General features: G+C 43.7%; 16 protein-coding genes. 12 read left to right on the plus strand and 4 right to left on the minus strand.

The features are described from left to right. Nucleotides 1-317 precede the first annotated feature (317 nt). Nucleotides 318-2,618 carry a catalase/peroxidase HPI gene (katG, locus tag JKP82_RS15940; RefSeq protein ID WP_159533189.1) on the minus strand — a complete coding sequence of 767 codons (2,301 nt, stop codon included), beginning with the start codon at nt 2,616-2,618 and terminating at the stop codon, nt 318-320. 497 nt (nt 2,619-3,115) lie between these two features. Here katG and JKP82_RS15945 point away from each other — a divergent pair, with 497 nt between their 5' ends. The 5 genes from JKP82_RS15945 (at nt 3,116) to JKP82_RS15965 (ending at nt 10,207) form a co-directional block, all read left to right on the plus strand. Then, a complete protein-coding gene (locus JKP82_RS15945) occupies nt 3,116-3,694 on the plus strand; it encodes a porin family protein (protein ID WP_126872617.1) in 579 nt (192 codons plus the stop codon). A 175-nt stretch (nt 3,695-3,869) separates the two neighbouring features. After that, complete coding sequence (locus JKP82_RS15950) at nt 3,870-5,729, plus strand: monovalent cation:proton antiporter-2 (CPA2) family protein (RefSeq protein ID WP_218397795.1); 1,860 nt, start codon at nt 3,870-3,872, stop codon at nt 5,727-5,729. 157 nt (nt 5,730-5,886) lie between these two features. Next, the gene (locus JKP82_RS15955) at nt 5,887-7,047 is read left to right on the plus strand and encodes a GGDEF domain-containing protein (RefSeq protein WP_218397798.1); all 1,161 of its coding nucleotides are present in this window, start codon (nt 5,887-5,889) and stop codon (nt 7,045-7,047) included. A gap of 242 nt (nt 7,048-7,289) precedes the next feature. Continuing rightward, on the plus strand, nt 7,290-9,491 hold the full coding sequence (locus JKP82_RS15960) for a VTT domain-containing protein (RefSeq protein ID WP_159533195.1): 2,202 nt from the start codon (nt 7,290-7,292) through the stop codon (nt 9,489-9,491). Next, nucleotides 9,479-10,207, plus strand: a complete 729-nt coding sequence (locus tag JKP82_RS15965; RefSeq protein ID WP_218397800.1) for an endonuclease/exonuclease/phosphatase family protein — start codon at nt 9,479-9,481, stop codon at nt 10,205-10,207. The genes JKP82_RS15960 and JKP82_RS15965 overlap by 13 nt, the downstream gene beginning before the upstream one ends. Here JKP82_RS15965 and JKP82_RS15970 read toward each other — a convergent pair. Then, complete coding sequence (locus JKP82_RS15970) at nt 10,156-11,160, minus strand: LysR family transcriptional regulator (protein ID WP_159533199.1); 1,005 nt, start codon at nt 11,158-11,160, stop codon at nt 10,156-10,158. The two genes, JKP82_RS15965 and JKP82_RS15970, sit on opposite strands and share 52 nt — an antisense overlap. Nucleotides 11,161-11,582: 422 nt before the next feature. On the opposite strand from JKP82_RS15970, the gene JKP82_RS15975 reads away from it, so the two are divergent. From JKP82_RS15975 to JKP82_RS16000, 6 genes are all read left to right on the plus strand, one after another. After that, complete coding sequence (locus tag JKP82_RS15975) at nt 11,583-14,180, plus strand: TonB-dependent receptor plug domain-containing protein (protein ID WP_159533201.1); 2,598 nt, start codon at nt 11,583-11,585, stop codon at nt 14,178-14,180. A 119-nt stretch (nt 14,181-14,299) separates the two neighbouring features. Then, on the plus strand, nt 14,300-15,121 hold the full coding sequence (locus tag JKP82_RS15980) for a sulfite exporter TauE/SafE family protein (RefSeq protein WP_159533203.1): 822 nt from the start codon (nt 14,300-14,302) through the stop codon (nt 15,119-15,121). A gap of 32 nt (nt 15,122-15,153) precedes the next feature. After that, on the plus strand, nt 15,154-16,323 hold the full coding sequence (locus JKP82_RS15985) for a pyridoxal phosphate-dependent aminotransferase (RefSeq protein WP_159533205.1): 1,170 nt from the start codon (nt 15,154-15,156) through the stop codon (nt 16,321-16,323). Between the two features lie 250 nt (nt 16,324-16,573). After that, complete coding sequence (locus JKP82_RS15990; protein ID WP_159533207.1) at nt 16,574-16,942, plus strand: response regulator; 369 nt, start codon at nt 16,574-16,576, stop codon at nt 16,940-16,942. Further along, nucleotides 16,939-17,523, plus strand: coding sequence for a chemotaxis protein CheX (locus JKP82_RS15995; RefSeq protein WP_013782668.1), 585 nt, complete (start codon nt 16,939-16,941; stop codon nt 17,521-17,523). Before JKP82_RS15990 ends, JKP82_RS15995 begins: the two co-directional genes overlap by 4 nt. Continuing rightward, on the plus strand, nt 17,523-18,806 hold the full coding sequence (locus tag JKP82_RS16000) for a sensor histidine kinase (protein ID WP_159533210.1): 1,284 nt from the start codon (nt 17,523-17,525) through the stop codon (nt 18,804-18,806). Before JKP82_RS15995 ends, JKP82_RS16000 begins: the two co-directional genes overlap by 1 nt. Nucleotides 18,807-18,815: 9 nt before the next feature. Here JKP82_RS16000 and JKP82_RS16005 read toward each other — a convergent pair whose 3' ends face one another. After that, a complete protein-coding gene (locus JKP82_RS16005; protein ID WP_159533212.1) occupies nt 18,816-19,820 on the minus strand; it encodes an MBL fold metallo-hydrolase in 1,005 nt (334 codons plus the stop codon). A 228-nt stretch (nt 19,821-20,048) separates the two neighbouring features. Between JKP82_RS16005 and JKP82_RS16010 the strand changes: the two genes are divergently transcribed. After that, nucleotides 20,049-22,418 carry a DNA polymerase II gene (locus JKP82_RS16010; RefSeq protein WP_218397801.1) on the plus strand — a complete coding sequence of 790 codons (2,370 nt, stop codon included), beginning with the start codon at nt 20,049-20,051 and terminating at the stop codon, nt 22,416-22,418. A 204-nt stretch (nt 22,419-22,622) separates the two neighbouring features. On the opposite strand, the gene JKP82_RS16015 is transcribed toward JKP82_RS16010, so the two are convergent. Continuing rightward, nucleotides 22,623-24,167: a methyl-accepting chemotaxis protein gene (locus JKP82_RS16015; RefSeq protein ID WP_218397803.1), complete on the minus strand. Its 1,545-nt coding sequence runs from the start codon at nt 24,165-24,167 to the stop codon at nt 22,623-22,625. Nucleotides 24,168-24,755: the final 588 nt, after the last annotated feature.

The raw sequence follows: 24,755 nt of genomic DNA on the forward strand, positions 1-24,755 counted from the left end.
CAGTTGCTCTCAATCACTGAATTTTGTCATTACTTTGAGGTTACTACTCAACCTTTACTACTCTGTCTTCACATTTTTGGCTGTCATTTTTTCATAACCACAACTATGCAATCAATATTAGGTGACTTACGACACCGCTAAAGCGCGCATTGTTTTTTATTTAAGCTATTCAGTGTATAGAAAGTTGGCGAGAGGTGCAGCGTTAATCTTGGGTATCTTTTTAACGCCTTTTAGTGTTTCCTTTTATTTCTTAGCAAGAAAAAACGCGGGCACTTAAACAATGCCCGCGTTTTTATTCAGTAAGTTAGCCTTAAATATTACTTATTTAATGGGCTGCTTAAGTCATGACGTAAATCGAAGCGATCGAGGGTCATCACTTTTGTCCACGCATCTACAAAATCCTCTACAAATTTAGTTTTCGCGTTGTCGTAAGCGTAAACTTCAGACACCGCACGCAATTCACTATTTGAACCAAACACTAAATCAACAGGTGTAGCTGAGTAGAGTACCTCACCCGTTTTACGGTTTATGCCCTCATAAACAGCGGCGTCGTCTGTTTTTCTCCACTTCACATTCATATCAAGTAATGTAGTAAAGAAATCATTATTGAGTGTACCCACATTATTTGTGAAAACACCATGGGTGCTATTGCCATTGTTCGCACCTAATGAACGCATACCACCAATTAACACTGTCATTTCTGGCACGGTTAAGTTTAGTTGGTCTGCTTTATCTACCAACATTTCTGCAGGTGAACGATAGCTTGCATCTGCATTATAAAAGTTGCGGAATGCATCAGCCGTAGGCTCTAACAGAGAGAACGAGTTCACATCAGTTTGCGCTTGGGTTGCATCACCTCGCCCTGGTACGAACGGCACCGAAATCTCAACGCCTGCATCGGCAGCCGCTTTTTCAATAGCCGCCCCACCTGCTAATACAATTAGGTCAGCCAACGAAATTTTAGGGCTTGATGACTTTTTGCCATTAAAGTCTTTTTGGATCTCTTTTAATTTAGCGATCACGGCTTTAACGGTTTCAGGTTCATTTACTGACCAATCCATTTGTGGTGCAAGTGCAATACGAGCGCCATTTGCACCACCTCGGTAGTCAGATGCTCGAAAACTTGCCGCCGAGCCCCAGGCTGTTTTAACCAACTGTTGTACGCTAAGGCCCGACTCTAAAATAGTCGCTTTTAACTTTTTCGCGTCGCCATCACTAACGAGCTTGTGATCAGCATGAGTTACCGGATCTTGCCATACAAAATTTTCTTCAGGAATATCATTACCAAGATAACGTGCTTTAGGGCCCATATCTCGATGGGTGAGCTTGAACCAGGCTTTGGCAAAGGCAGTTTGATATTCTTTTGGATCAGCAAGGAAGCGTTCTGCTATCTTGCGATATTCAGGGTCGTACTTAAGCGCTAGATCGGCCGTTGTCATAACCGGCGCATGTCGCTTCCCTTCTACATGAGCGTCTGGCACTGCAGTTTGCGCCGACTCATCAGTCGGTATCCATTGAATAGCGCCTGCAGGGCTGCGAGTTTGTTTCCACTCAAAGCCAAGCAAGTTTTGTAGGTATAAACTAGTCCAACGTGTTGGAAGTTGTGTCCAAGCACCTTCTAAACCACTGGTAACTGTATCTTCAGAATGTCCTTTACCACAATTGTTCTTCCAACCAAGGCCTTGTTCTTCCACACCTGCGCCACCGGGTTCTGCTTCTAAACAGTCCGCAGGCTTGTGAGCGCCGTGCATTTTACCGAAAGTATGCCCACCAGCAATTAGCGCCACTGTTTCTTCATCATTCATGGCCATACGCTTAAACGCGGTACGAATGTTCTTCGCTGAACCCAAAGGATCAGGTACACCTTTAGGGCCTTCTGGGTTAACGTAAATTAAACCCATGTGAGTCGCGCCTAATGGACGTTGTAACTCTCCGCCTTTTTCTTCCCGATCGCTAGCGAGCATTTCTACTTCAGGCCCCCAATAAACCATATCAGGTTCCCAATCGTCGGTACGACCACCCGCATAACCATAGGTATCAAAACCCATGTTTTCCATACCTACCGTGCCGGCAAGTATCATAAGATCACCCCATGATAATGCTTTCCCGTACTTTTGCTTTATTGGCCAAAGCAATCGGCGCGCTTTATCTAGGCTTGCATTATCAGGCCAGCTATTGAGCGGGTCGAAACGCATTTGGCCACCATCGCCCCCGCCTCGACCATCTAACGTACGATATGTCCCCGCACTATGCCATGAAAGTCGGATAAAGAAAGGGCCATAGTTTCCATAATCAGCAGGCCACCAATCTTGCGAAGTAGTCAGCAGTTCATTCACATCCGCTTTAACTTGGTCTAAATCGAGTGAAGAGAATGCTTTTGCATAATCGAAATCGTCACCGAGTGGGTTTGAGCGACTGTCGTGGTCACGAAGTTGAGATAAGTTTAATTGTTCTGGCCACCAAAAATTATTCGTTCTTGCTTGAAAAGGCTGAACCATGCCTGTTCCTTTTGCGCCAGCTGGCTTGCTAATTTCATCGTTAGCAAATGTATGTGTCGTTCCTAACGCCAATGAAATCAAACCCGCTAATGTAGCTTTGCGTACCCTGGTAATTTTCATGTCTTTGTCCCATTTAGATGTGTATACACCCGCAAATGCATGAGTTCGGCAATTCGCCGACCCATTGCAATTTGCGATTAACAATTAATTCACATAAGTAAGATAGTTAGAGGGCCGCTTAAAAGACAGTTAAAAAATTGAATGACTACGATAGGAAATACTGATTAAGGCATTTATCCAAAAACAGATACTTAAAAACGTTGGCTCAATCGAGCTCTGAGGTATGTTTACGCACTTTAGGGGTCATGTACTCTTTTCATACCGTAAGAAAGTTATGCCGTACAACTTTTAATCGGCGGCTAAAAATTGCGCAACCTGAACATAAAACTGAGTAAGACCGTGAAACTCTTTCCCAATATTTCCCTTGTTTAAGACAATTTTACGCTGGCACGCCGATTGAATAGTCAGTGTTATCAAACGTGAAGCATTTCATCTTCACGTGGATCTTCCTTATTGGAAGCTAATGGAACGTTGGAAATTAAAACGAGGATGTCATTATGAAAAACACACTTACAGCACTTGCAGGTATTGCAGCACTTACATCATTCGGTAGTTTTGCTCAGTCAAACGACTACTCTCTCGACGAAAGTGGTTTCTATGTTGGTGGTAACTACGGATACCTTCGCGTAGAAGGTGAAGACGATTTTGATGACGACAAAGATGTATGGCAAGGACTTGTTGGTTATAAGTTCAACGAGTGGGTTGCGGTAGAAGGTAGTTTTATCGACTTCGGTGACTATGGCAACGACATTGCTGGCGGGGATACCGATGGGTACACGGCGGCGATTAAAGGAATTCTTCCAATAACAGACCGTTTTTCACTGTACGCTAAGGCGGGACAGTTGTGGTCAGAAACAGAATATAACCTAGGCGGTGTTTCTAGCGACTATGACGACGAAAGTCTTTTCGTTGGCGCAGGTTTAAGTTATGCCATCACTAAAAACTTTTTGGTAAACGCCGAATACACAGTGTATGACGCCGAGCTAGATGCGGAAGAAGCCGTAGATGATATCGACGATACTAACTTTGAGACAGATTTGAAGCAGGCAAGTATCGGTGTTGAATATCGATTCTAAATACCAAAGTTAATTGAGTTACCCCTAAATGCGGCGCTTTACAGCGCCGCATTTTTATTTACATCCCTTACTAAAAACAGTTACCTCCAAAACAGGTTAATGAATGTCAAGCTAACGACATGTTTTTGAGATAGCATAAATCATTCCTGTAAACGAAAAGACGGCAGTAGACCTTATGCTAACACTTGCTCTTATCTACCTTGGTGCTGCGCTAATTGCTGTACCTATTGCTAAACGCTTGGGTTTGGGCTCAGTGCTAGGCTATCTCATTGCCGGGATTTTAATTGGTCCATTCGTTTTATCGCTCGTGGGTGACCAAACCGAAGTGATGCACTTCGCTGAGTTTGGGGTAGTGATGATGCTGTTTCTTATTGGCCTGGAGTTACAACCTTCCCGATTATGGACGTTAAGGCATTCAATCGTGGGGTTAGGTGGACTACAAGTGTTGCTCTCGACCGGGGCTATCTTTGCCATCACCTATTATGGATTGGGGCTTGCTTGGCAAAGCGCATTAGCAATTGGCTTGATGCTAGCGCTCTCTTCAACCGCTATTGTTATCCAATCTCTGGAAGAAAAAGGCTGGTTAAAATTAGACGCCGGCCAAAATAGTTTCTCGGTACTGTTATTTCAAGATATCGCCGTTATTCCTATATTGGCACTTATGCCGCTACTCTCATTCCTTCCCGCCAGTGCTGTTGATGGGTCTAACCACTCACTGGTATCGGATTGGTCTGCCATGGGCAAAGTGGGTATTTCTATTGCCGTAATTGTTACCATTATTCTGGCGGGCAAATACATTTCCACCCCCATATTCAGGTATATCTCCCAAACCCATATGCGAGAAATATTCACGGTTTTCGCGCTATTCTTAGTGATTGCAATAGCACTACTGATGCAGACCGTCGGCCTTTCTCCTGCATTAGGCACCTTCTTGGCGGGCGTGGTGCTTGCAGAGAGTGAATTCAGACATGAACTTGAAGCTGATATTGAGCCCTTCAAAGGGCTGCTACTAGGGCTATTTTTCGTTACCGTTGGTGCATCCATTGATTTCGGATTATTAGCTGAGAACAGTTTACTTATATTACTGCTAGTTGTTGGTCTTGTGGCTATTAAAGGTTTAGTGCTTTATGGCTTAGCCCATCTCTTTTCGATTAATTCTCGTCAACGACTATTGTTCACTTTAGCCTTAGCACAAGGCGGGGAATTTGCTTTCGTGTTACTTTCTCTATCGCGAGAGTTAAGTATTTTAAGTTCTGAGGAAGCCAATATTGTCACCTTAGTAGTAGCGCTTTCCATGGTCGTTACCCCGTTGCTGTTAATGATTTACGACCGCGCACAAAAATTCCAAAAGTCATCCGCACCTGAATTTGATAAACCAGAGGAAATAGAAGCTTCTCGGCATGTGATTATTGCGGGCTACGGCAGATTCGGACAAGTTATAGGGCGACTATTGAAAGCCCAAGGTTATGAAGTAAGTGTACTTGATCACAGCCCTAGTCAAATTGACTTGTTAAGACGATTCGGCAATAAAGTCTTCTACGGCGACGCAGCGAGAAAAGAATTATTAGAAGCGGCAGGGGCAAATTCTGCCGATCTGCTTGTTATTGCCATTGATGATCCACACAAAACAATCGAAATTATCGATATTGCTCGTAAACACTATCCAAATTTGAAGTTGGCGGTACGGGCCAGGGACAGGCGCCATGCTTATGAACTTATTCGTATGAAAGTCGGCACCTTTAACCGAGAAACTTTCGACTCTGCATTGGTACTTGCGGTTGAATCGTTAAAATTATTGGGGAACGATGATGTAGATGCTGAGCGCGCAGGAAGGTTATTTAGAGAGCATGATGTTGAATCAATGAACTTACTTGCCGAATTGTGGGGCGACGATCAATCTTATGGTGTAGCAATTAAACAGCGGATGGATGACCTCACCCAAGTATTAGCACAAGATACTGAAGCAAAGGATATGTTTAATACCTGTGACAGTACCCGTGATCCTAATGAAGCTAGCGAGGCGAAAGAAGGATGAAACTGAATATCGGCAAAACTGCAACGATAGAATAGCCACAATAAAGTATCAAAATTAATAACTTTATCTAATTTACGATACCAGCCTTAGGATGAGTACCCTATTGCTCTTTTTATACTTTGGTATAATCCTCTCTCGAATTAATCTTAAGGGCTGTGTGTTGTACTTTTTTCTAGCCACCTGCATTATTGTTTCTATCGCGATATGTGCGGCACTTTGCGGCTACTTCACGATAAAAACGGTTTATCAGAAAAAGACAATATTTCGCTACTGGTCAGTTGCCAGTGGTTTGCTTTGCTGTAGCTTAATTTCTCGTCTTAGCGATACACTACTTTCACTCCCCTCTTCTTTTTTCATTTTAGGACTCATTACATTTGTTGTGGGTTTCCATCAGGTATTTTTGGGGTTGGAGTCACTTCAGAAGCACAAAGACTACAAACTTAACCGCCATGCGCTTCCTGTACTAGGGATAGGGGTAAGTGGAATATGTGCATTGTGGACAATGCCTGCGCTGGCCGAATCTGTGGCCATGTTTTTTTGTGCCGCCCTTGTGCTTTTAAGCGAGGGGGTGCTATATAACGACAATAGAGTAAAAGAGGATAAACGCGCCTTACTTCGCCGCTTGCTGCTTATCTCCTCTTTTTCGCTTTTCTTACATGGCACTGTGTCGGTGGTAAATTCTATTACTGGTGGTATGGATGACTTATCGTTGCTGTTCCAGCTCACTTCTATGCTGATGGTGATAAGCGCTGCATTAATCGTTTTATCGCTGATGCGATGTAGCACAGAGCCAGTATCTCAATCACTTTATACTCGTTCACTTAGAAGCTCGGGCGCGGTGGTGCTAACCCGTGACGACTTTATTCAACAAGCCATTAGGAAACTTCAACAAACTGACAAACATGAAAACGTAATTTTGTTAGTTGAAATAGATGGCTACCAAGACGTAGTAGATAACTACGGCGCAAGTGCCGGTGAAAGCGCCAGTTATCAAGTGGGTCAATCTCTTATTCATTTTACCCGCTCAAATGATATAGCGGGGCAAATAAGCGAAAGTAAGTTTGCGATTATGCTAAGCGGCGTCACCATTGATTCGGTTCATGTGGTTGCTGATAGATTGGTAAAACAAGTATTTTCAAAAAATGTTCAAACACTAGACAGCGCGCCCATGTTTACTGCCAGTATTGGTATTGCGCCTTCCTCTGATATTGTATTTTCGTGGCAACAAGGTGAGCCGTTCGATGAAGACAGCATAAAACGACAGGACGGTACTAGTTTGGTCTATATGCTGTCACCACTTAAAACGGCCTCGCTGTAAGCTTTACGCTGAATTATCGCGCTTTACCTTCAACTTCCCTTCAGTCCTCAATTACCCTACTCCTATGAAAAAGTTACATTCTCCGACTCCAACTAAATGAAAAATCTTCACTCAAACCGTCTTAAAAACAAGATTTATTAATAAGTTAGCGTCCAAACATAAAACCACTTTGACCCGGAACGTTTCCTGCAACTTCTCTTGTATATTTACTTTATTACACGGAAGCGATTTCGGGAGACGACATGGTTGATAACAATAATATATTCAAACCAGGTGAAAACTGTTGGGTTAGCAGCAAAGCAAATTTTGTTGCGCCACTTATAGACTGTGGTAACTATTACAAAGCGCTACACAGCGCTATTGTAAAAGCCAAACACAGTATTTTTATCATTGGGTGGGACATTGATAGCCGTATACGCCTTTTAAGAGGTGATGACGAAGCAAACAGTGAAGCCCCGAGTGTTGTCAGTGATTTACTTGCATGGAAAGCAGAAAACAACCCCGATTTAAACATATACCTACTTCGCTGGGATTCTTCTCTCGCATTTTTCTCAAAACGAGAAATGTGGGCAAAAGAAGTGTGGGAAGAAAAGACCCCAGATAACGTGCAAACCGAGCTTGATGACACCATCCCTATGGGTGGCAGTCAGCACCAAAAGATTATCGTGATTGATGATGAACTGGTTTTCTCTGGCGGCATGGACATTTCAACGAACCGCTGGGACACCCGCGACCACCCCGTTGTATCAGAAGAACGAGATGGGCCTGACGGTGAGTACCCCCCGCTACACGACGTGCAAATGGTATCTTCCGGTCCGGTAGTGGCCGACTTTTCTAAACTGGTTCGTTGGAGATGGTTGCGGGTTGCCGAAAGTGAACCGGTAGAGATTCGAGAGCAAGCCGATACATCTCTAGATGGTCCGATCCCCGACACGTGGCCAGAAGATTTTCCGCCTATCTTTGAGGAAGTTGACTGTGCGCTAGCCAGAACAATTCCGTTTATGGACGAAGTTGAGCCAGCGCAAGAAGTACGCACCATGCTACTTGATTTAATCGGTCAAGCCGAGTCGCTTATCTACATTGAGAATCAATTTACTACTCGTCAGGAAATTGCTGAAGCGCTGAACAAACGTATGAAGGCACGCCCTGACTTACACGTCATTATTGTGAGCTCTTATGAGCCAAAAGGTAAATTCGAATGTGAGGCTTTTTGGGCAAGTCGTATTGAATTTAAATCTATTCTTGAAAAAGACATCGCCCCTAAAAGAGTAAAGTTGACTTACTCGTCGTGCGAAGACTTACAAGGCAGAAAAGCCTACAAGCGCATACATTCTAAGGTAATGACCGTTGACGACAAATACTTAGTGATAGGCTCATCTAACCTAAGTAACCGTTCTATGACGTTAGATACAGAAATTGACGTTGTACTTAGCGGCAACAGTGACTTAAACCGAGCGGCAATTTTGAATGTTCGTAACGATTTACTTGCTGAGCATACTGGCAGAGACATTTCAGATATGCCTGCACTGTTTGCAGAAGAATATCCAGTAGAAGCATTGATCCATGGGCAAATTGCACACGGGTATGTATTAACCGAAGTCCGTGATGAAGTTTTCACCAGTCAGTCGGTAAATAACGTATTTCGTTCTTTGTCAGATCCGGAGGAGCCTTTAATTTCTATGCCTTCATTTGATGGCGGGGCGCTTCCTGCACGTAACCCAAGACGTAGAACCATTATGATTATGTTGGGGCTGGCCGTTATTGCTGTGCTAGGTGGCCTGATGTTCTGGGCGAGCCAATCCATTTCGTGGTTAAGTGGTGAGAGTATTAATGCGTTCCTTGAAAAAAGTAGAGGAACCTACTTTGCACTGCCTACGGTATTATTGGTTTACGTAGTAGGGGGTATACTCTTCTTCCCTGTTACTGTGCTGTCATTAGCGGTTGCCGCTATATTCGGGCCTATTTGGGGCCCAATATATGGCATCATGGGCGCACTGTTAAGCTCCGCTATTTTATTTGCTATTGGTAAACTTTCTGGTGATGCAGGCCTTCGAAAGGTAGGTGGTCCTAAGGTAGAAGCATTGGATGAGAAACTGAAAAAAAGTGGAATAGTGGGCGTTGCAGCCATTAGAATGCTGCCTATTGCGCCTTTTAGCTTAGTGAACTTAGTTGCGGGTATTTCATCAATTGGTTTATTCCAGTTTCTAATTGGTACCTTCTTTGGCATGTTCCCTCCAATGATTGCGAAAGGACTGGTAGGTGACTCTATAACTCAAATCTTCCGCAACCCATCAGTTGAAACCATCAGCTATTTAGTAGGCGGTATCGTGCTTTGGGGCTTAATGATATGGGGCTCTCAAAAGTTTGCTCGCTACTATCAGGAAAATCGTCAAAAGCGTGCATCAGATAATGAAGCATCGGAAAGTAAAGAATGTGCCGCATAATTAGTTACAACATTCATAGTGGGCTGGGCAGAGACAAGTTACAAAATTATCAACGAATTGGGCAATTTCTAGCTGAATCGGGTGCCGACATTGTACTTTTACAAGAGATGGATACACGCCCGTCCGAGCGTGCGATTGAGCGAGATATTGATGATATTTGTGCTAAAAATGTCTACAACTTGGTGTCATCTCCTGCCCTGCATGAGCTAAGCGGATGGTATGGCAACGCTGTACTGTCGCGCTGCAACGTTATTGAACAAGAAACCTTTGATGTGAGCCAGCATGGGCGACAGCCCAGAAATGTACAAGTGGTAGTGTTGCAAACTGACAAGGGGCCGCTGACCGTGGTTAACACGCATAAAGGGCTTAAGCGACTAGAGCGCCGCTCGCAATTTGCGTTGTTACATGATTATCTTGAACAAAGGATGCAAGCCAACCCCATGCCATTGGTATTAGCAGGGGACTTCAATGAGTGGCAATTCTTTTCACGGGCTTTCACATCGTTAAACAAGCTCTTGAATCAACAAAAGGTAGGCCCGACCTTTCCTAGTCAATTTCCTATCTTTTCGTTAGATCGTGTGTGGGTAAGTGATGACATCACTGTTTCACAATGCAAAAAGCTGACATCTAAAAAGGCAAGCGTCTTTTCTGACCACCTGCCAGTTCAACTCGACATTAGACTTCCAGAAGCCAACACCCCTTTCATTTCTGACTGATCAGTAAATGCTAAGGAACCTCGCCAGTGTTGCAGCGCCTGCTCACTGGCGACAACTCGCTTAATCACTTTAAGCATTTTTAATACAGCTTCGTTCAATGGGCTAGTTTTGTTTGTCGCAGCCAGCACCAAACGCTGCATTTCCGGCTCAACGATTTTTAACGTAGAAACCAAGCCCGATTCTTCAAGATGAAAAATGGCCGAAGTCGGTAATATCATTACCCCTTCTCCTTGCATAACTTGTCGCAATCCTGTCATCAACTGCCCCGAATAGGCTAAATTATGCTGCAAACTTACCCCCGTGGCATTTTCATAATGTTCGATGAGTTTGCCTAATGCGTCTTTATTGCCAGGCGATAACAGAGGGAATTGGCTCAACGCCCAAAACGGGATACTTTCTCTGCCAGCAAGATGGCTGTACTCACTGGATGTTGCTTGATTGGCCATCACTAAATGTAAATTTTCACGAATCAGCGGAGATACCGTCATAAACCTTGGGTCAACGTCTTGCTCGTAGGTCAATGCAATATCGACTTGTCGCCCCTCTAACCACCCCTTTACCGAATAGGAAGGGCCGGTACTTATTTCAAGTTTCAGTTTTGGATGATTTTGTTTTACCTCTGCGATAAGCGGCATAGAAAGTACATTGCCAATAGACGGAAGCATACCCACTTTCACCGTACCCGCAGTTTTCCCCACTAGCTCTCGCAGTTCAGATTTAGCGGTATTGATATCATCCATGAGCTTAGTGGCATGGCTGAGAAACAAATCGCCTGCTGGGGTTAACGTTACCCCAGAGAAGGTTCGGCTTAACAACTGCGCCCCCATCTCTCTTTCGAGGCTTGCCAATTGCTGACTAATGGCAGGTTGAGCGATATCAAGCTCACGTGCTGCACCTGCAATACTGCCTTTGTGTACTGTGGTCAAAAAATACTGAAGTTGCTTAGAGTTCAATGTCTAGTTTCCCGAATATGACAGTTTTGTAACACATCGCCATAAAGCACAGGTCGCTTTATTGAGATTGAAATCAGCAAGTTACATGCCACAGGCCAGTAAAGCTGAACTAACACTTGTTAAAATAAAGTTAAACCGAAAGCTGGGTTTATTTTTTTATCAGCAAACTGAAACAATTAAGAGCATTAAGATCAATAAGTTAAATAGAGCCTCAACAATTTTCTTATACCCCTCAATATTCTTTTTTCTTTCGCGGTTTTAAAAGAATTTTTAGCCTGAGTAGTAACACAGGTATCCACACAAAAAATTTATAAGATGCTGGATGCATCAAGGTGGTGCTTGTTATGCCAAACGTGGGCGGCATTAGTCCCTGCTCCAAGTGAAGAATAACAACTCATAACGGCTCGTTTTAGGGAACACACATGAGAAAAAACAAGATACATAATGCAATTGCACTAGCGTTCACTGGAATCACTCTATCTTTGGCAGCACCACTCGCGTTAGCGCAAGAAGCTGAAGCTGAAGAAACCGCAGTAGATACTCAAAATGTTGAAAAAATTGCTGTTGTTGGCGCACGTGGTGCACCTCGCTCGGTAACTAGCTCACCTGTACCTGTTGATGTATTAAGTGCTGAAGATATTGAAGCAGTAGCCTTCACCGACATGAACAACGTACTGATGACATTGGTTCCATCATATTCAGTATCTCGTCAACCTATATCAGATGGTGGTACTTTCATTCGCCCTGCAACCTTACGGGGCATGCCCACCGACAAAACCCTGGTGTTAGTTAACTCTAAACGCCGCCACAGAGCGGCATTAGTATCGATTGGGGGCTCTGGTACACAAGGCCCTGATATCGCGACTATACCTACCGCTGCAATTGGCAGTGTAGAAGTTCTGCGCGATGGCGCGGCAGCCCAATATGGCTCAGATGCTATCGCGGGTGTTATCAACTTCCAATTAAAAGAAAATACCGAAGGTGGGTCGTTCACTGCTGATTACGGTAGCTATTTTGAAGGTGACGGCGACCAAATTACCATTACCGGAAACAAAGGTTTCGCACTCGGTGATGATGGTTTCTTAAGCATTTCAGCGGAATATTCAGACAGCGAAGCCACCTTCCGTGGCGAACAGTACTGTGAATCTTGGTTTTGTGTAGATGACCAGTCAGAGCAATACATTGCAGATGCCACTGCAATGGCGAATTCAGTTCACGGTTCTGATGAAGTTCAACCTTGGGGGCAGCCCAACTCCAGTGGCACGCGGATATTCTTTAATTCGGGGTATTCGTTAACCTCAGAGATGGAACTATATGCTTTTGGTAACTATTCAGAGAGTGAAGGCGACGGTTCATTTTTCTACCGCTATCCAGGCAATGGCACAATTGAAGATATTCGTTTAGAAGACGGTTCAATTTGGAACCCTACTGAATTTTTCCCTGGTGGCTTTACACCACGTTTTTCAGGGGAAGTTACTGACTACTCTTTCGTGGGCGGTATTAAAGGAATGTCTGGCGACCTAGGTTATGACATCAGTGGTCGTTACGGATACAACGATATTTCATACACGCTTGCTAACACCATTAACCCGTCTATGGGTAATGAGTCACCTACATCATTTCAACCCGGTGACTTAACCAACGAAGAAACACAAATTCAGGCTGACTTCACTTATGACCTTGCCGAGTATGTACTGGCCTTCGGGGCAAGCTATCTTGACGAGTCTTATAAGATTTCAGAAGGCGAAGTAGATTCTTACTTTGCAGGGCCTTACGCAACATCTGATCCCTGGGGTTTCTGTGACGGAGATGCGGCTAGTGCAGCTGGTTTAGCCGTCATAGCTACCGGTTCAACGCTAGATTGTGCCGACAGTGATGATGCGGTTTATACCGTAGTGGGTGTAGGCTCAAACGGCTTCCCGGGCTACTCTCCAGATTATTCTGGTACGTACAGCCGAGACTCTTACGCGGTATATACCGACATTTCAGGTGATATTACTGATGAATTGTTCGCACAAGCAGCTATCCGCTATGAAGACTACTCAGACTTTGGTTCTGAAGTGGTTTATAAAGTAGCTGGTATTTATCAAGTAAGTGATGTAGTTGCTGTAAGAAGTTCATACGGTACGGGCTTCAGAGCACCGACTCCAGGACAGCAAGGTACTACAAACGTATCTACTCGTTTACCTGATGGTTTTCCAGTAGCAACTGGCTTGTTCCCTGCTGGTGGCGATGTGGCGCAAGCCTTAGGCGCGGAAGAACTACTACCTGAGAAATCGACTAACTTTACGCTTGGTTTAACTGCAAGCTACGGTGATTTAACCTTTACGCTTGATTATTACAATATCAAGTTAGAAGACAGATTGTATTCAGTATCTACACGTGACGTGTCAACCACAGTAGTAACCGACCCAGACGCTGATGGATACGATGCCTATCAAAACTTCTTGGCATTAGATGGTGCTGGTGTATCAGGGGCAGCATCGATTGGTGGCGTATTCTTCTTCCAAAATGCTTTTGATACTGTTACTGAAGGCGTTGATGCCGTTGCGACTTATAAAATTGAATCAACCTACGGTTCTACCATGTTAACCGGCTCCATCAACTATAATAAAACCGAGTTCGACTCAGATCCGAGTGAGTATCTAAATGATGAAGATCAATTTGACTTAGAAAACGGAACGCCTGAAATGCGCGGCGTATTCTCTGTAACCCACAGTTACGATGTCTGGTCTGCGGTAGCGCGATTAAGTTACTACGGTGAATACGAAAATGCTGCCGATAGTACGTTAGACCCAGAGACTATTCAAACCTTTGGTTCTGAGTTCATGTTTGATATCGAAGGTTCGTATCTGATTAACGAAAATCTCACCTTATCAGTGGGTGTACGCAACTTGTTCGATAACTATCCGGACGAGGGTACAATCGGAGAAACCTGTTGCGGTCGGATCTACCGGTCTGATTCCGTGGTCGACTGGCAGGGTGGTTACTACTACACCCGCCTAGCAGCAAGATTCTAAAAACAACCACTTAATAAACACCGGCAAATGCCGGTGTTTATGTTTTCACCCTTCGTTTTGTAAGTAAAATTTAAAGGTCTATTCATGTTATTAGAAGTATTTGCTGGAGATGTAGTTTCATGGAAATAGAGCTTCTCTGGTTCGTGGTTACTCTTTGTATTACTGGCGCTATTGCAGGTATTACTGCTGGTCTTTTCGGCAATGGCGGTGGGTTTGTTGTTGTTCCCGCTCTATTAGCTGTATTTCCTTTCTTTACGCCCCCATCCCAAGAGCTAGTGAAAGTTGCCATAGGCACGTCTTTAGCCTCTATTGTGGTCTCAAGCACACGCTCCGTGATGGCTCATCATAAAAAAGGGGCGGTGGACTTTGATATTTTGAAATCATGGAGCATCTGGATAATATTGGGTGTAGTAGGCGGTATTTTTATTGCCAGTAGCACCAGTAGCGATGGTCTCACGGTCGTTTTTGCTGCAGGTGTTTTGCTCTATTCTATTTACTTCTTATTCCCAGAATTTGTAATTCGCCCTGGTGTTGCTTTATCTATGCCTGAAGGTATTGCTAAATCAGTACTCGCTTTTGTACTAGGTGGCTTTTCGGCACTTCTAGGGATTGGAGGCGGTACGCCTATGGTAATTACAATGGTTATCTGTCAACGCACAATCCAGCAAGCGGTAGCCACTGCCGCAGGTGTTGGTTTCCTAATAGGGCTGCCCGGCGCTATCGGATTTTTGTTTATGAAACATCCTGAAGCCGCCATCCTGCCTGTAGGTACGATAGGCTATATCAATATCCCCGCATTAGTTGCTATTAGCATAGGGGCTATTATTACGGCACCAATGGGAGCGAAAATGGCGCATAACTTCAGCGAGAAAAAATTAAAACGAATGTTTGGTATTTATTTAGTAATTGTTTCTAGCGCTATGTTTTATAAGGCCCTATAGGCACTTACGATATTTGAGATAAGGAATTAACAATGTCACATAATATTTCGAGACGCCTATTTTTGGGCGGCAGTGCTGCTGCAACCGCCATTGGTGCTTCTGGCATAGTCACATCAGCGAGTCTTCAAGCTGCCACAAACGTTGCACCTAAAGTGCTATATGGCCCTAAACCAGGTATCGCTAAACTAAACGCCAATGAAAACCCCTTCGGCCCAAGCCCTGCAGCATTAAAAGCAATAGCTACCGCATCAGCTGAAGGTGGAGCCTACTATGCATACCCTGCTGCAATGACGCTGTTAGGTATGATTGCAGAGCGCCATGGCATTACGCCTAAGAATATTTCGTTAAGTGCAGGCTCCAGTCCTATTCTTTCTTATGCGGCTCTTGCGGCCAGCAAAAAAGGAAAAATATTAGGCCCCGATCTTTTCTGGGATACCACTTCAAAAGCACCGGAGAAACAAGGTGCTCCTGAGATTGTTCGGGTACCTAACACGAAAGATTTGGCAATCGATTTGGATGCCATGTATGCCGCCATTGATGACAGCGTTGGTATGGTGCATATCACCAACCCTAACAACCCAACCGGACGCCTTCTAGACCCTGCAAAACTTCGAGAGTTCTGTATCAAAGCGTCTAAAAAGACGTTAGTACTGGTTGATGAAGCTTATAATGAACTCACTGACGCTCCGCCAGCAAACTCAATGATTCCGTTAGTAAAAGCCGGGCACAATATTATTGTTGCGCGAACCTTTTCTAAAATTTACGGGTTAGCCGGTATGCGAGTTGGTTACATGATTGCTTCTGAAGAAAACACTGAGTGGATCAATCGCTATGGCATGGGTGGTTACACATTAAACCAAGCAGGTTTAGCTGCAGCCATTGCTTCATATAATGATGACGCCTTCCTAACGTTTGTTAAAGATAAGGTTATAGAAGCAAAAGGCTTAGTGATGGATGGTCTCAAGGCCAATGGCCTCTCTGCACTTCCTTCAAGTACTAACTTTGTATTTGTCGATCTTGGTAAAGGGGATGCTGAATTATTTAGAGCGGCGATGGCCGAAAAAGATATTCACATTCGTGGTATTTATCGCACCTATACTAATTGGTCGAGAGTCAGTATGGGAAAAATTGCTGATGTGAAGCGGTATGTCGATGCTATTCCGCAAGCACTTGAAACCATGACTAAAAAACAAAACGCTTAATTGAGTTAAAACATCTTTATATTATGCGTGCAGCCACTTTAGGCTGTGCGCCTCTCTTGTTGCATCCTTATCAATTAGCATTTACACGTAAAGTATAATGCTCATAAATGCCCTCCTTGTCATATACTCTTAATGTTCCTTGCGTAAATACACCTACCTAGGTTTTAGAATCTTAGTATGTCTACTAAGCTTCTTGCAGGCGCTAAGAAATTGCACACACTGTACTAACAGACGTTAAAGGAGGCTGTTGATGGCACTATCTGTTTTAGTTGCTGACGACTCTAAATTATCACGCCGTAGCGTAAAAAAGTCGTTACCGCCGGAATTAGACTACGACATTTCAGAAGCAACTAATGGCCAAGAAGCCATAGATTTGTTAGCTGAAAACACCTTCGATCTTGTGTTGCTCGATTTAACCATGCCAGAGGTTGATGGCGTGGATGTGCTGGAGTACTTATCCAAGCGTGAAGAATGCTTCCCTAATGTCATTGTGATCAGCGCTGATTTTCAGCCGGAAAAACAGCGCATCGTGCTTTCCTTAGGGGCACAACGATTCATTAGAAAACCATTAGACAAAGAAGAACTGGCAATGACTATGTTCGAGTTGGGGTATCTATGAGCGCTGTAATACCATTAGACGAAGAACAACGCGATGCGCTGCAAGAATTGCTCAATATTTCAATGGGCCAAGCAGCAAATTCACTCGCGCAACTTATTGAAACCAAAATTGATATTTCAATTCCTAAAATAACCTCAGTGACCCCCACTCAGCTATACACCTTGCTGTTTGGCTCTGACGATACATTTCACACCCGCCAGTCTTTTTTAGGTGATATTCAAGGTGAAGTGATGTCTGTACTTTCTCGTTCTGGACTGAGCGAGATGGCAAAATTGATGGAATACAGTGAACCGCTTAGTAAAGAAGATGTAGAAGAAATTATACTCGAGCTTTCCAATATTTTAGCCGGAGCTTGTCTGGCAGGCTTATCAAGTCAATTAGAACTAACCACCAATTTGAATATGCCAACGTTGTTTACCCCTAACAAAGAGAATTTCGATGAGCTTAAGTGGCAACATAGTTTAGTCATGGAAGTACAATTCACGGTAGCCGTTTCATCCTTTTCTATGCGTGTTGTTTTCTGCTTAGATGACGATTCACTGACAAGAATGAAAGATACCTTAGATGAACTTCTAGAATAATGTTTGAGCAACTGGTTGAAAAACTTCCGGTTGGTATTGGCATCGTTGATGAAAATTTTCTCGTTGTTTATTTAAACGACTTTTTTAGAGATCGCCTTCCTCACGAGAATCGCGCTTCGTACAAAGACACACCGGTTACCGAGATTTTTAGCGATCAAGGCAAATTTCTAAAGCGAAGGCTAAAATCGGTTTTTGTTCTACAGCATCCTAGCTTCAGCTACTGGGAGCAGCGTCCCCATATATTTCCTTTTAAAAGCAGTAGACCGATAACTGGCGAAGAAACGCAAATGTATCAAAACATGGAGATACTGCCGGTAAAGGACAAAAGCACAGGCAAAAAATACGCGTGTATTTTCTTACAAGACGTTACCGCGCAAGCCAGCTACTTTCGTACCCAACAAAAGCTATCTGCCGCATTAAAAGACGAACACGAAGCCCAACGCAAACTTATCCGTAAACTTGATACCGCCCAATCTCAACTCATTCAAGCGGAGAAGATGGCATCAACGGGTCAGTTAGCTGCTGGTATTGCACACGAAATAAATAACCCTATTGGCTTTATCAACGCAAATTTAGACACCCTTTCACAATATGCGAATAACCTAACGGCTATCTGCGATGGCGTGGAGGGGCACGTTGCCGATTTTAACGATGAATTGAAAGAACAAATAAAAAACCTTTTCGAAGCACAGCACTATGATTTGATAAAAGAAGACATTGAAGAGTTACTCGAAGAATCAAAAGCAGGCTTAAATCGAGTAAGAGATATTGTCGATAACCTAAAGCAATTCTCACTCGACAGTACACAAGGCAGTCAAATTGTAGATTTGAACGATATTACTTCACAAACCATCAAACTCGTATCTACCCAATATACTTCTCATCACTATAAGGTTGAATCACCTGATGAAAAGATAGAGATAATGGCAAACCCTGGAATGATAAAACAGGCCTTAATGAATGTGTTGCTAAATGCTGCCCAAGCCATTACCGGCAAGGGCTACGTTAAGTTAACGTTATTAAAAAATAACGAAAATATTACGATTAAGGTGCTAGACAGCGGTGAAGGTATTGAGCAAAAAAATATGAAAAGAGTTTTCGAACCTTTCTTTACTACTCGTCCTGAAGGTCAAGGCCAAGGGCTGGGATTATCTACCGCCTATACCATTGTAGAAAAGCATAAAGGAAAAATTTCAATCAATAGTAAAGTGGGCAAAGGCACGGTCGTGACGATAGAGCTACCTATCGCTTCAGAAGATGATTCAGCTACAGCACCTCAGTAACATCAATTGTTACGCCGCATACAAGTAAACCCCCTCGTCAGATAAATGTCGTGTTAGTTTTCCATGAGATAAGAGGTAGTTTAAATGGGATATGCACTCGGCTACGGCAAACACGATATTTCTACCACTAAGCTCCCGTTTAAATAATACAGGCAACAATTCGACAGCGGTCTGAGGCTTACTACAAGCCTCCAAAAGTGCATTTAAGTGACGATGGTGATGCTCAATGAGTTCATTCACACGGTTTTTCACCCCAATAAAGGGTTGTCTGTGTGCAGGTAACACCAAGGTTTTCTCAGGTAAGTCAGTAAAAGGCAGTAGCGTAGCCAAATAATCTTGAAGCGTATTGCCCTCGGGCTCCGTTGAATATACCCCTATATTAGGGGTTATCTGCGGTAAAATATGGTCGCCCGCTAGCAGTATTCCAAGCTCCTTAGAATATAAGCATACGTGCTCTGGTGAATGCCCTCGCCCTATCATCACTTCCCACGAATTACCATTTAGCGTCAGCACATCACATTGCTTTAACCGTCGGTAACTGATTGGAATTGGCGATACGACATTACTGTAACCTTTATTTCCAGACATTAGCGATGTCACCTCATCAGCCTGCAAACCTGCACGGTGATAGTATTGCTCATCCCGCCAAGCAGAGGTGTCGCTTTTCCCCCCAGTGAACGCGCGCGCAGTAAAATACTCAACCTGCGACATGTAAAGTGGCACTTTGAATTGGTCGGCTATCCAACCGGCTAAACCAACGTGATCAGGATGCAAATGAGTAACTAATACTGCTGAAATGGGTTTATCCAACGCAGCAAAAATCTCATTCCACAAGGCTTTAGTTGTATTCGTACCAAGCCCAGTATCAATAACCACCCAGCCATCATCATCTTCAACAAGATAAAGATTAATGTGGTCAAGTTCGAAAGGCAGTGGCATACGAAGCCAAAGTACGCCTTTCGCTATCTCTGTCCATTGACCTGGAGACGGTTGCTCAATTGCTGGGTAATGCATACATCTTCACCTTTTCGCTGGTATACTTACTTCTATAACGATAGGTAGGCAAAAACAAACGTATCTGTTTGATAATCAACTATAGCGTTAAGTAATAGCACAGCGATACCGAGAGTTAGTGAGAGGTAGCGAGCATTAGTGAACCATTTACCGCTCTGTTCTCGAGCAAAGAAAATCTGCCCTGTATCATGGGTCCTTCAGTATTTCACCAACGAAAATTAACTTGCCGTGATTAGAAAAGGTTACATTCTCAGTAAACACACTATTGTTAAGCATGGGACCGGTAAACATAACGGGCTTTGTATTGAAGTGTGGGTGTCTACCGACCAAGGCCCTGTGTGTCTTCAAAGTGCACCGCAGAAACCCTCATGCTTTGTTGCAACCGACAACACGGCGAGCATACTGGAAAAGGCTAAACGAGAAGGTATTGAGGTTGAAGTTTCCTCTGATAGTTTCTTTACCCTTGAGCAAGTGGAAGTAGACACCCTTAAAACCACATCTGACTCCCACATGCATCAATTAAGACAGCTTGCTAAAAGCTTACACATCACTCTGTATGAAGCTGATATAAGACTGGCGGACAGGTATTTAATGGAACGGTTTATTTACGGTTCCCTCGAGTTTGTTGCTGCTGACGAAAAAGCAACATTCATACCCGAAGCTAGAATTAGATCCGCCACCTACACACCAAGCCTTTACTCAGTTAGCATAGATATTGAGTGCGATGAAAATGAAAACCTATTCAGTATAGCGCTAGCTTCCCACGATGTTAATGAAGTGATGTTGGTTTCTGCTTCCAGTCACCCCAAGACGTTAGATGTTCCAGACACATTTTCACTTAGCCAGTTTTCTACTGAGTCAGCGCTGATCACTGCGTTTGTAAAGCGTATACGTGAAATTGACCCAGACGTTATCTTAGGCTGGAACGTCAAACAATTTGATATGGCCGTGCTTGCAAGACGCGCTAAAAAGCAGGGACTGAAATTTACACTAGGCAGAGACAAACGGGAAGCCTTGGTTAGGGATTGGGATGGGCAAACTATTGTCGATATACCCGGTCGTAGTATTGTAGATGGGATTGAAGCGCTAAAGACCATGACCTATCAATTTGACTCTTTCTCGTTAGACAATGTAGCACAGCAATTACTGGGTGATAAAAAACTCATACAAAGTGAAGACAAACTTGCTGCAATAAAAGCCTTGTATTACGAGGACCCTTATTCACTTGCCAGCTATAACCATAAAGATTGCGTGTTGGTAAATGATATTGCTGCAAAAACCCGATTTATTGAATTTCTTATTTTGAGAGGGACATTAACAGGGCTCGATTTGGGAAGACCCGGTGGGTCAGTAGCCGCGTTTCTAAACGTCTATTTACCAAAGCTACATCGCCGACGTTATGTCAGTGGAGTTCGTCCTGAACACGGTGGCTTGGCTAGTCCTGGCGGCTATGTCATGAATTCACAGCCAGGCTTGTATTCTGACGTACTCGTGCTTGATTTTAAGAGCCTATACCCGTCTATTATTCGCACGTTTAAGATTGATCCAATGGGACTTGCCGAAGGTCTTAAAGACCCCGACAGCGCCATTGAGGGGTTCAAAGGGGCTATGTTCAGTCGTGACAATCATTTTTTGCCCGATATTATAGACAACCTATGGCGCCAAAGAGATGAGGCTAAAAAGCAAAACGATGCACCACGCTCGCAAGCAATAAAAATTTTAATGAATTCATTTTATGGCGTATTAGGTAGCGGCGGATGCCCCTTTTACGACCCACGGTTAGCAAGCTCTATTACCTTGCGTGGGCATGAAATAATGCAAACTACCGCAAAATGGATAGAAGAAGCGGGGTTCTCAGTCATCTATGGCGATACAGACTCTACCTTTGTACATGTGAATAACAACACATCGTTAGGTACGCCCTATGAAACAGGACAGTCGCTAGCAAACACCATCAATCATAAGTGGCAAAGCAAGCTCCGTGAAAACTATGATATAGACTGTCATTTGGATATCGAATTTGAGACCCACTTTGAAACCTTTTTTATGCCTACTATTAGAGGCTCTGCCTTAGGCAGCAAGAAACGGTATGCAGGCCTAAAGCAAATTGGCGACAAAAAAGAGTTGGTGTTTAAAGGGCTAGAAAACGTTCGTTCAGACTGGACCGAATTAGCCAAGTACTTTCAGTATGAGCTGTATCGACGGGTTTTCGAAAAAGCCCCTGTATCTGATTTTATTAAACAAACGGTTGATAATATTCGCCAAGGCAAAGAAGACGGAAGGCTCGTTTACGCAAAGCGACTCCGAAAGCCCTTAAACGACTATATCAAATCATTGCCTCCCCATGTAAAAGCCGCGCGCCTTGCAGATGATATTAATAGTAAAACAGGACAACGACTACGTTATCAGCACAATACAACTATACGCTACATCATGACGGTACAAGGCCCTCAAACTACAGAGCATCAGATGGCACCGCTTGATTACGATCATTACATTGAAAAACAAATTATGCCCATCGCGGACAGCATACTCCCTCTCATCAACCTATCCTTTTCTGAATTGACCAACGAACAATTGTCTTTATTTTCAAACTGACCGATTAGTAACGTTGCTTTCATAACAAGAATGCCTGCTTCTATGCGCAGCAATGTGACGATCGCATCCTTTGCCTATATTGGTTATGTAGTGCAATTAAAAGACGGCTGCATTTTAGTCGTCACATCTGTCTGTCTCCCTCCACATTGCCTTTCTCCGTGTAATGTAGCGGTTACGTAGAACAAGAAGGGGAATATCTATGTCCTATTCGGCTGCTTGATAGCCTATCCTAAACCCACCCCAGTGTTTCCCATTGACCATTATAGGAGCAGACAAGTCATGCATGACTTCGCCAGTGTCTCTTTTATAGGTCTGCAGCAAAAATGAAGAAGTGTTACTACCGCACCTCGCTCCCGTGTAATCGTTGAATATACGTTTAGTTCGACTTTTCACAATATCCACTTTCAAATCCCCCGTTAATGGATGGCTAAACTTTTTGTTGTGGGTAGGAAAGTAACCGTTCTTATCTACTGCGCCAGCGTATACAATAAATGAATGTTGTTGCAGGATAGGTTCTTGAATGTCAGGTAAAGCCCTGTCAGTAAAGCTATCGAACGATGTGGTGAACTTCTCTGGGTTGCTATTTGGCACTGGCGCATAAGTGAAGTTAAATAATGCACTTTCATTAATATGGCCTTCGGCTATCGCTTGCTCAAACCGTCTTGCAACCTTGTTAGCTGCGTTTATGGCCACATCCCTAACTGATGCATTTCTGTCATCTATATCGAATACTTCGATATGCCTAAAAATATCTTCAGTTTGATGACTAAGTGCTAATGACTTTTCTGACACTTCGGATAAATCTTGCTCTAACATTGAGGTAGAATCACGAAGTTGTACTATGTTTACGCTAATACCCGAACTGTGTTCTGTATAGTCAGCAACAGTCTTTTGCATTTCCTCCATAGCATGGCGTGCTTCACTTGAAAGCACACTGCTTTCGGTGATAAGTGAAGCAGATTTACCCAACAATTCGTTCATCGTTTCACCCGTTTTAGACACTTTACTCATGGTAGTAACTGACTCTTCACTACTGAGACTTACATCTTTAAGCAGGTTTTCAATACCCAGTGTTGCATCGGTGGTCTTTTTTGCTAGCTCGCGAACTTCATCAGCAACCACCGCAAATCCCCTACCTTGGTCTCCTGCACGAGCTGCTTCAATAGCAGCATTCAATGCTAGCATGTTGGTTTGGTCGGCGAGTTGGTTAATGGTATTAGTGATAGAGCTTATACCTTGAGCGCGCTCTTTGAGTAGCCCAAGCGCATTAGATGATGCTGCTATTTGCGCAATCAAATCATTCTGACGCGCTAAGAGGTCTGACAGTAATGCGCTACCATTTTGAGTCTTTTCATCTGAAGCCTTTATGGCATCTGTCGCGGAAAGTGCGAGCTGGTCTAAAGCGCCTCCTCCTTCTTCCAAGCGTTCTAGTCGATCGGCCATTTCACTAATATTTGAGACTTGTTGTTTGAATGTTCCCGATAGCTTATCGAGAAAATGTGACACAGATGCTCCTCCAATAGCGATTCGACTAGATGCCTCGCTAATCGCATTACCCACAGCAGATTCTGCTTTTGGTGGATCTTCCGCATTAACCTTGTCTGGGCTGGAAGCTGATTGACCACGCATAAACCAGCTTGTAGCAGCCGTTAGCAGGAAAGTTAAAAGACAGATGACCCATACGTTGTTAACAATAAAACTGGCAAGCAATATAGTAGCTACTGCGATAATAGCGGGAAGAGTAAACATTTACAGGACCATTTATTTTACATTTATTTTACATTAGTACAAATCTACCGTAATACCATTTCCTTAACTATACGCTGTTAGTCTTAGTTAACCGAAAATAAGGAATACGTGGTACAAGAAAGCCCTTATCTTTCGACAAGGGCTTTCTTTGAATGGGGTGGCTTCACAACGAACTATGGCAGTATGTAGGGCCAGCCCGAGCTAGCTCTTACAACCATTGGCAAGCACATTGTCACATTTTTGGACCCACTATGGGCTGGGGCACACTGGCTGGGTCACACTGGCTGGGGCACACTGGCTGGGCCGGTCACCGGAACCCCACACTATCCCTACGCCAGTTACTGGTCGCCGAGTCTCGGCATGCGCTAATAGGTTTCACTTCTGAGTTCGATGGCTCATATACCACGGGGTGCAGAATCATGATGCTTTTTTGGAATGAGCGCGCAAGGAGGACCTGCAGTACGCTCAGTTTTTTACTACGGCGTAACTGCTAATATTATTTTCTATTAGACATAAAAAAAGCCCTTATCATACGATAAGGGCTTTCTTCGAATGGGACCTGGCAGTGTGCTACTCTCACATGGGGAA

It is taken from the genome of Alteromonas lipotrueae (assembly GCF_019249215.1).
Classification (GTDB): domain Bacteria; phylum Pseudomonadota; class Gammaproteobacteria; order Enterobacterales; family Alteromonadaceae; genus Alteromonas; species Alteromonas lipotrueae.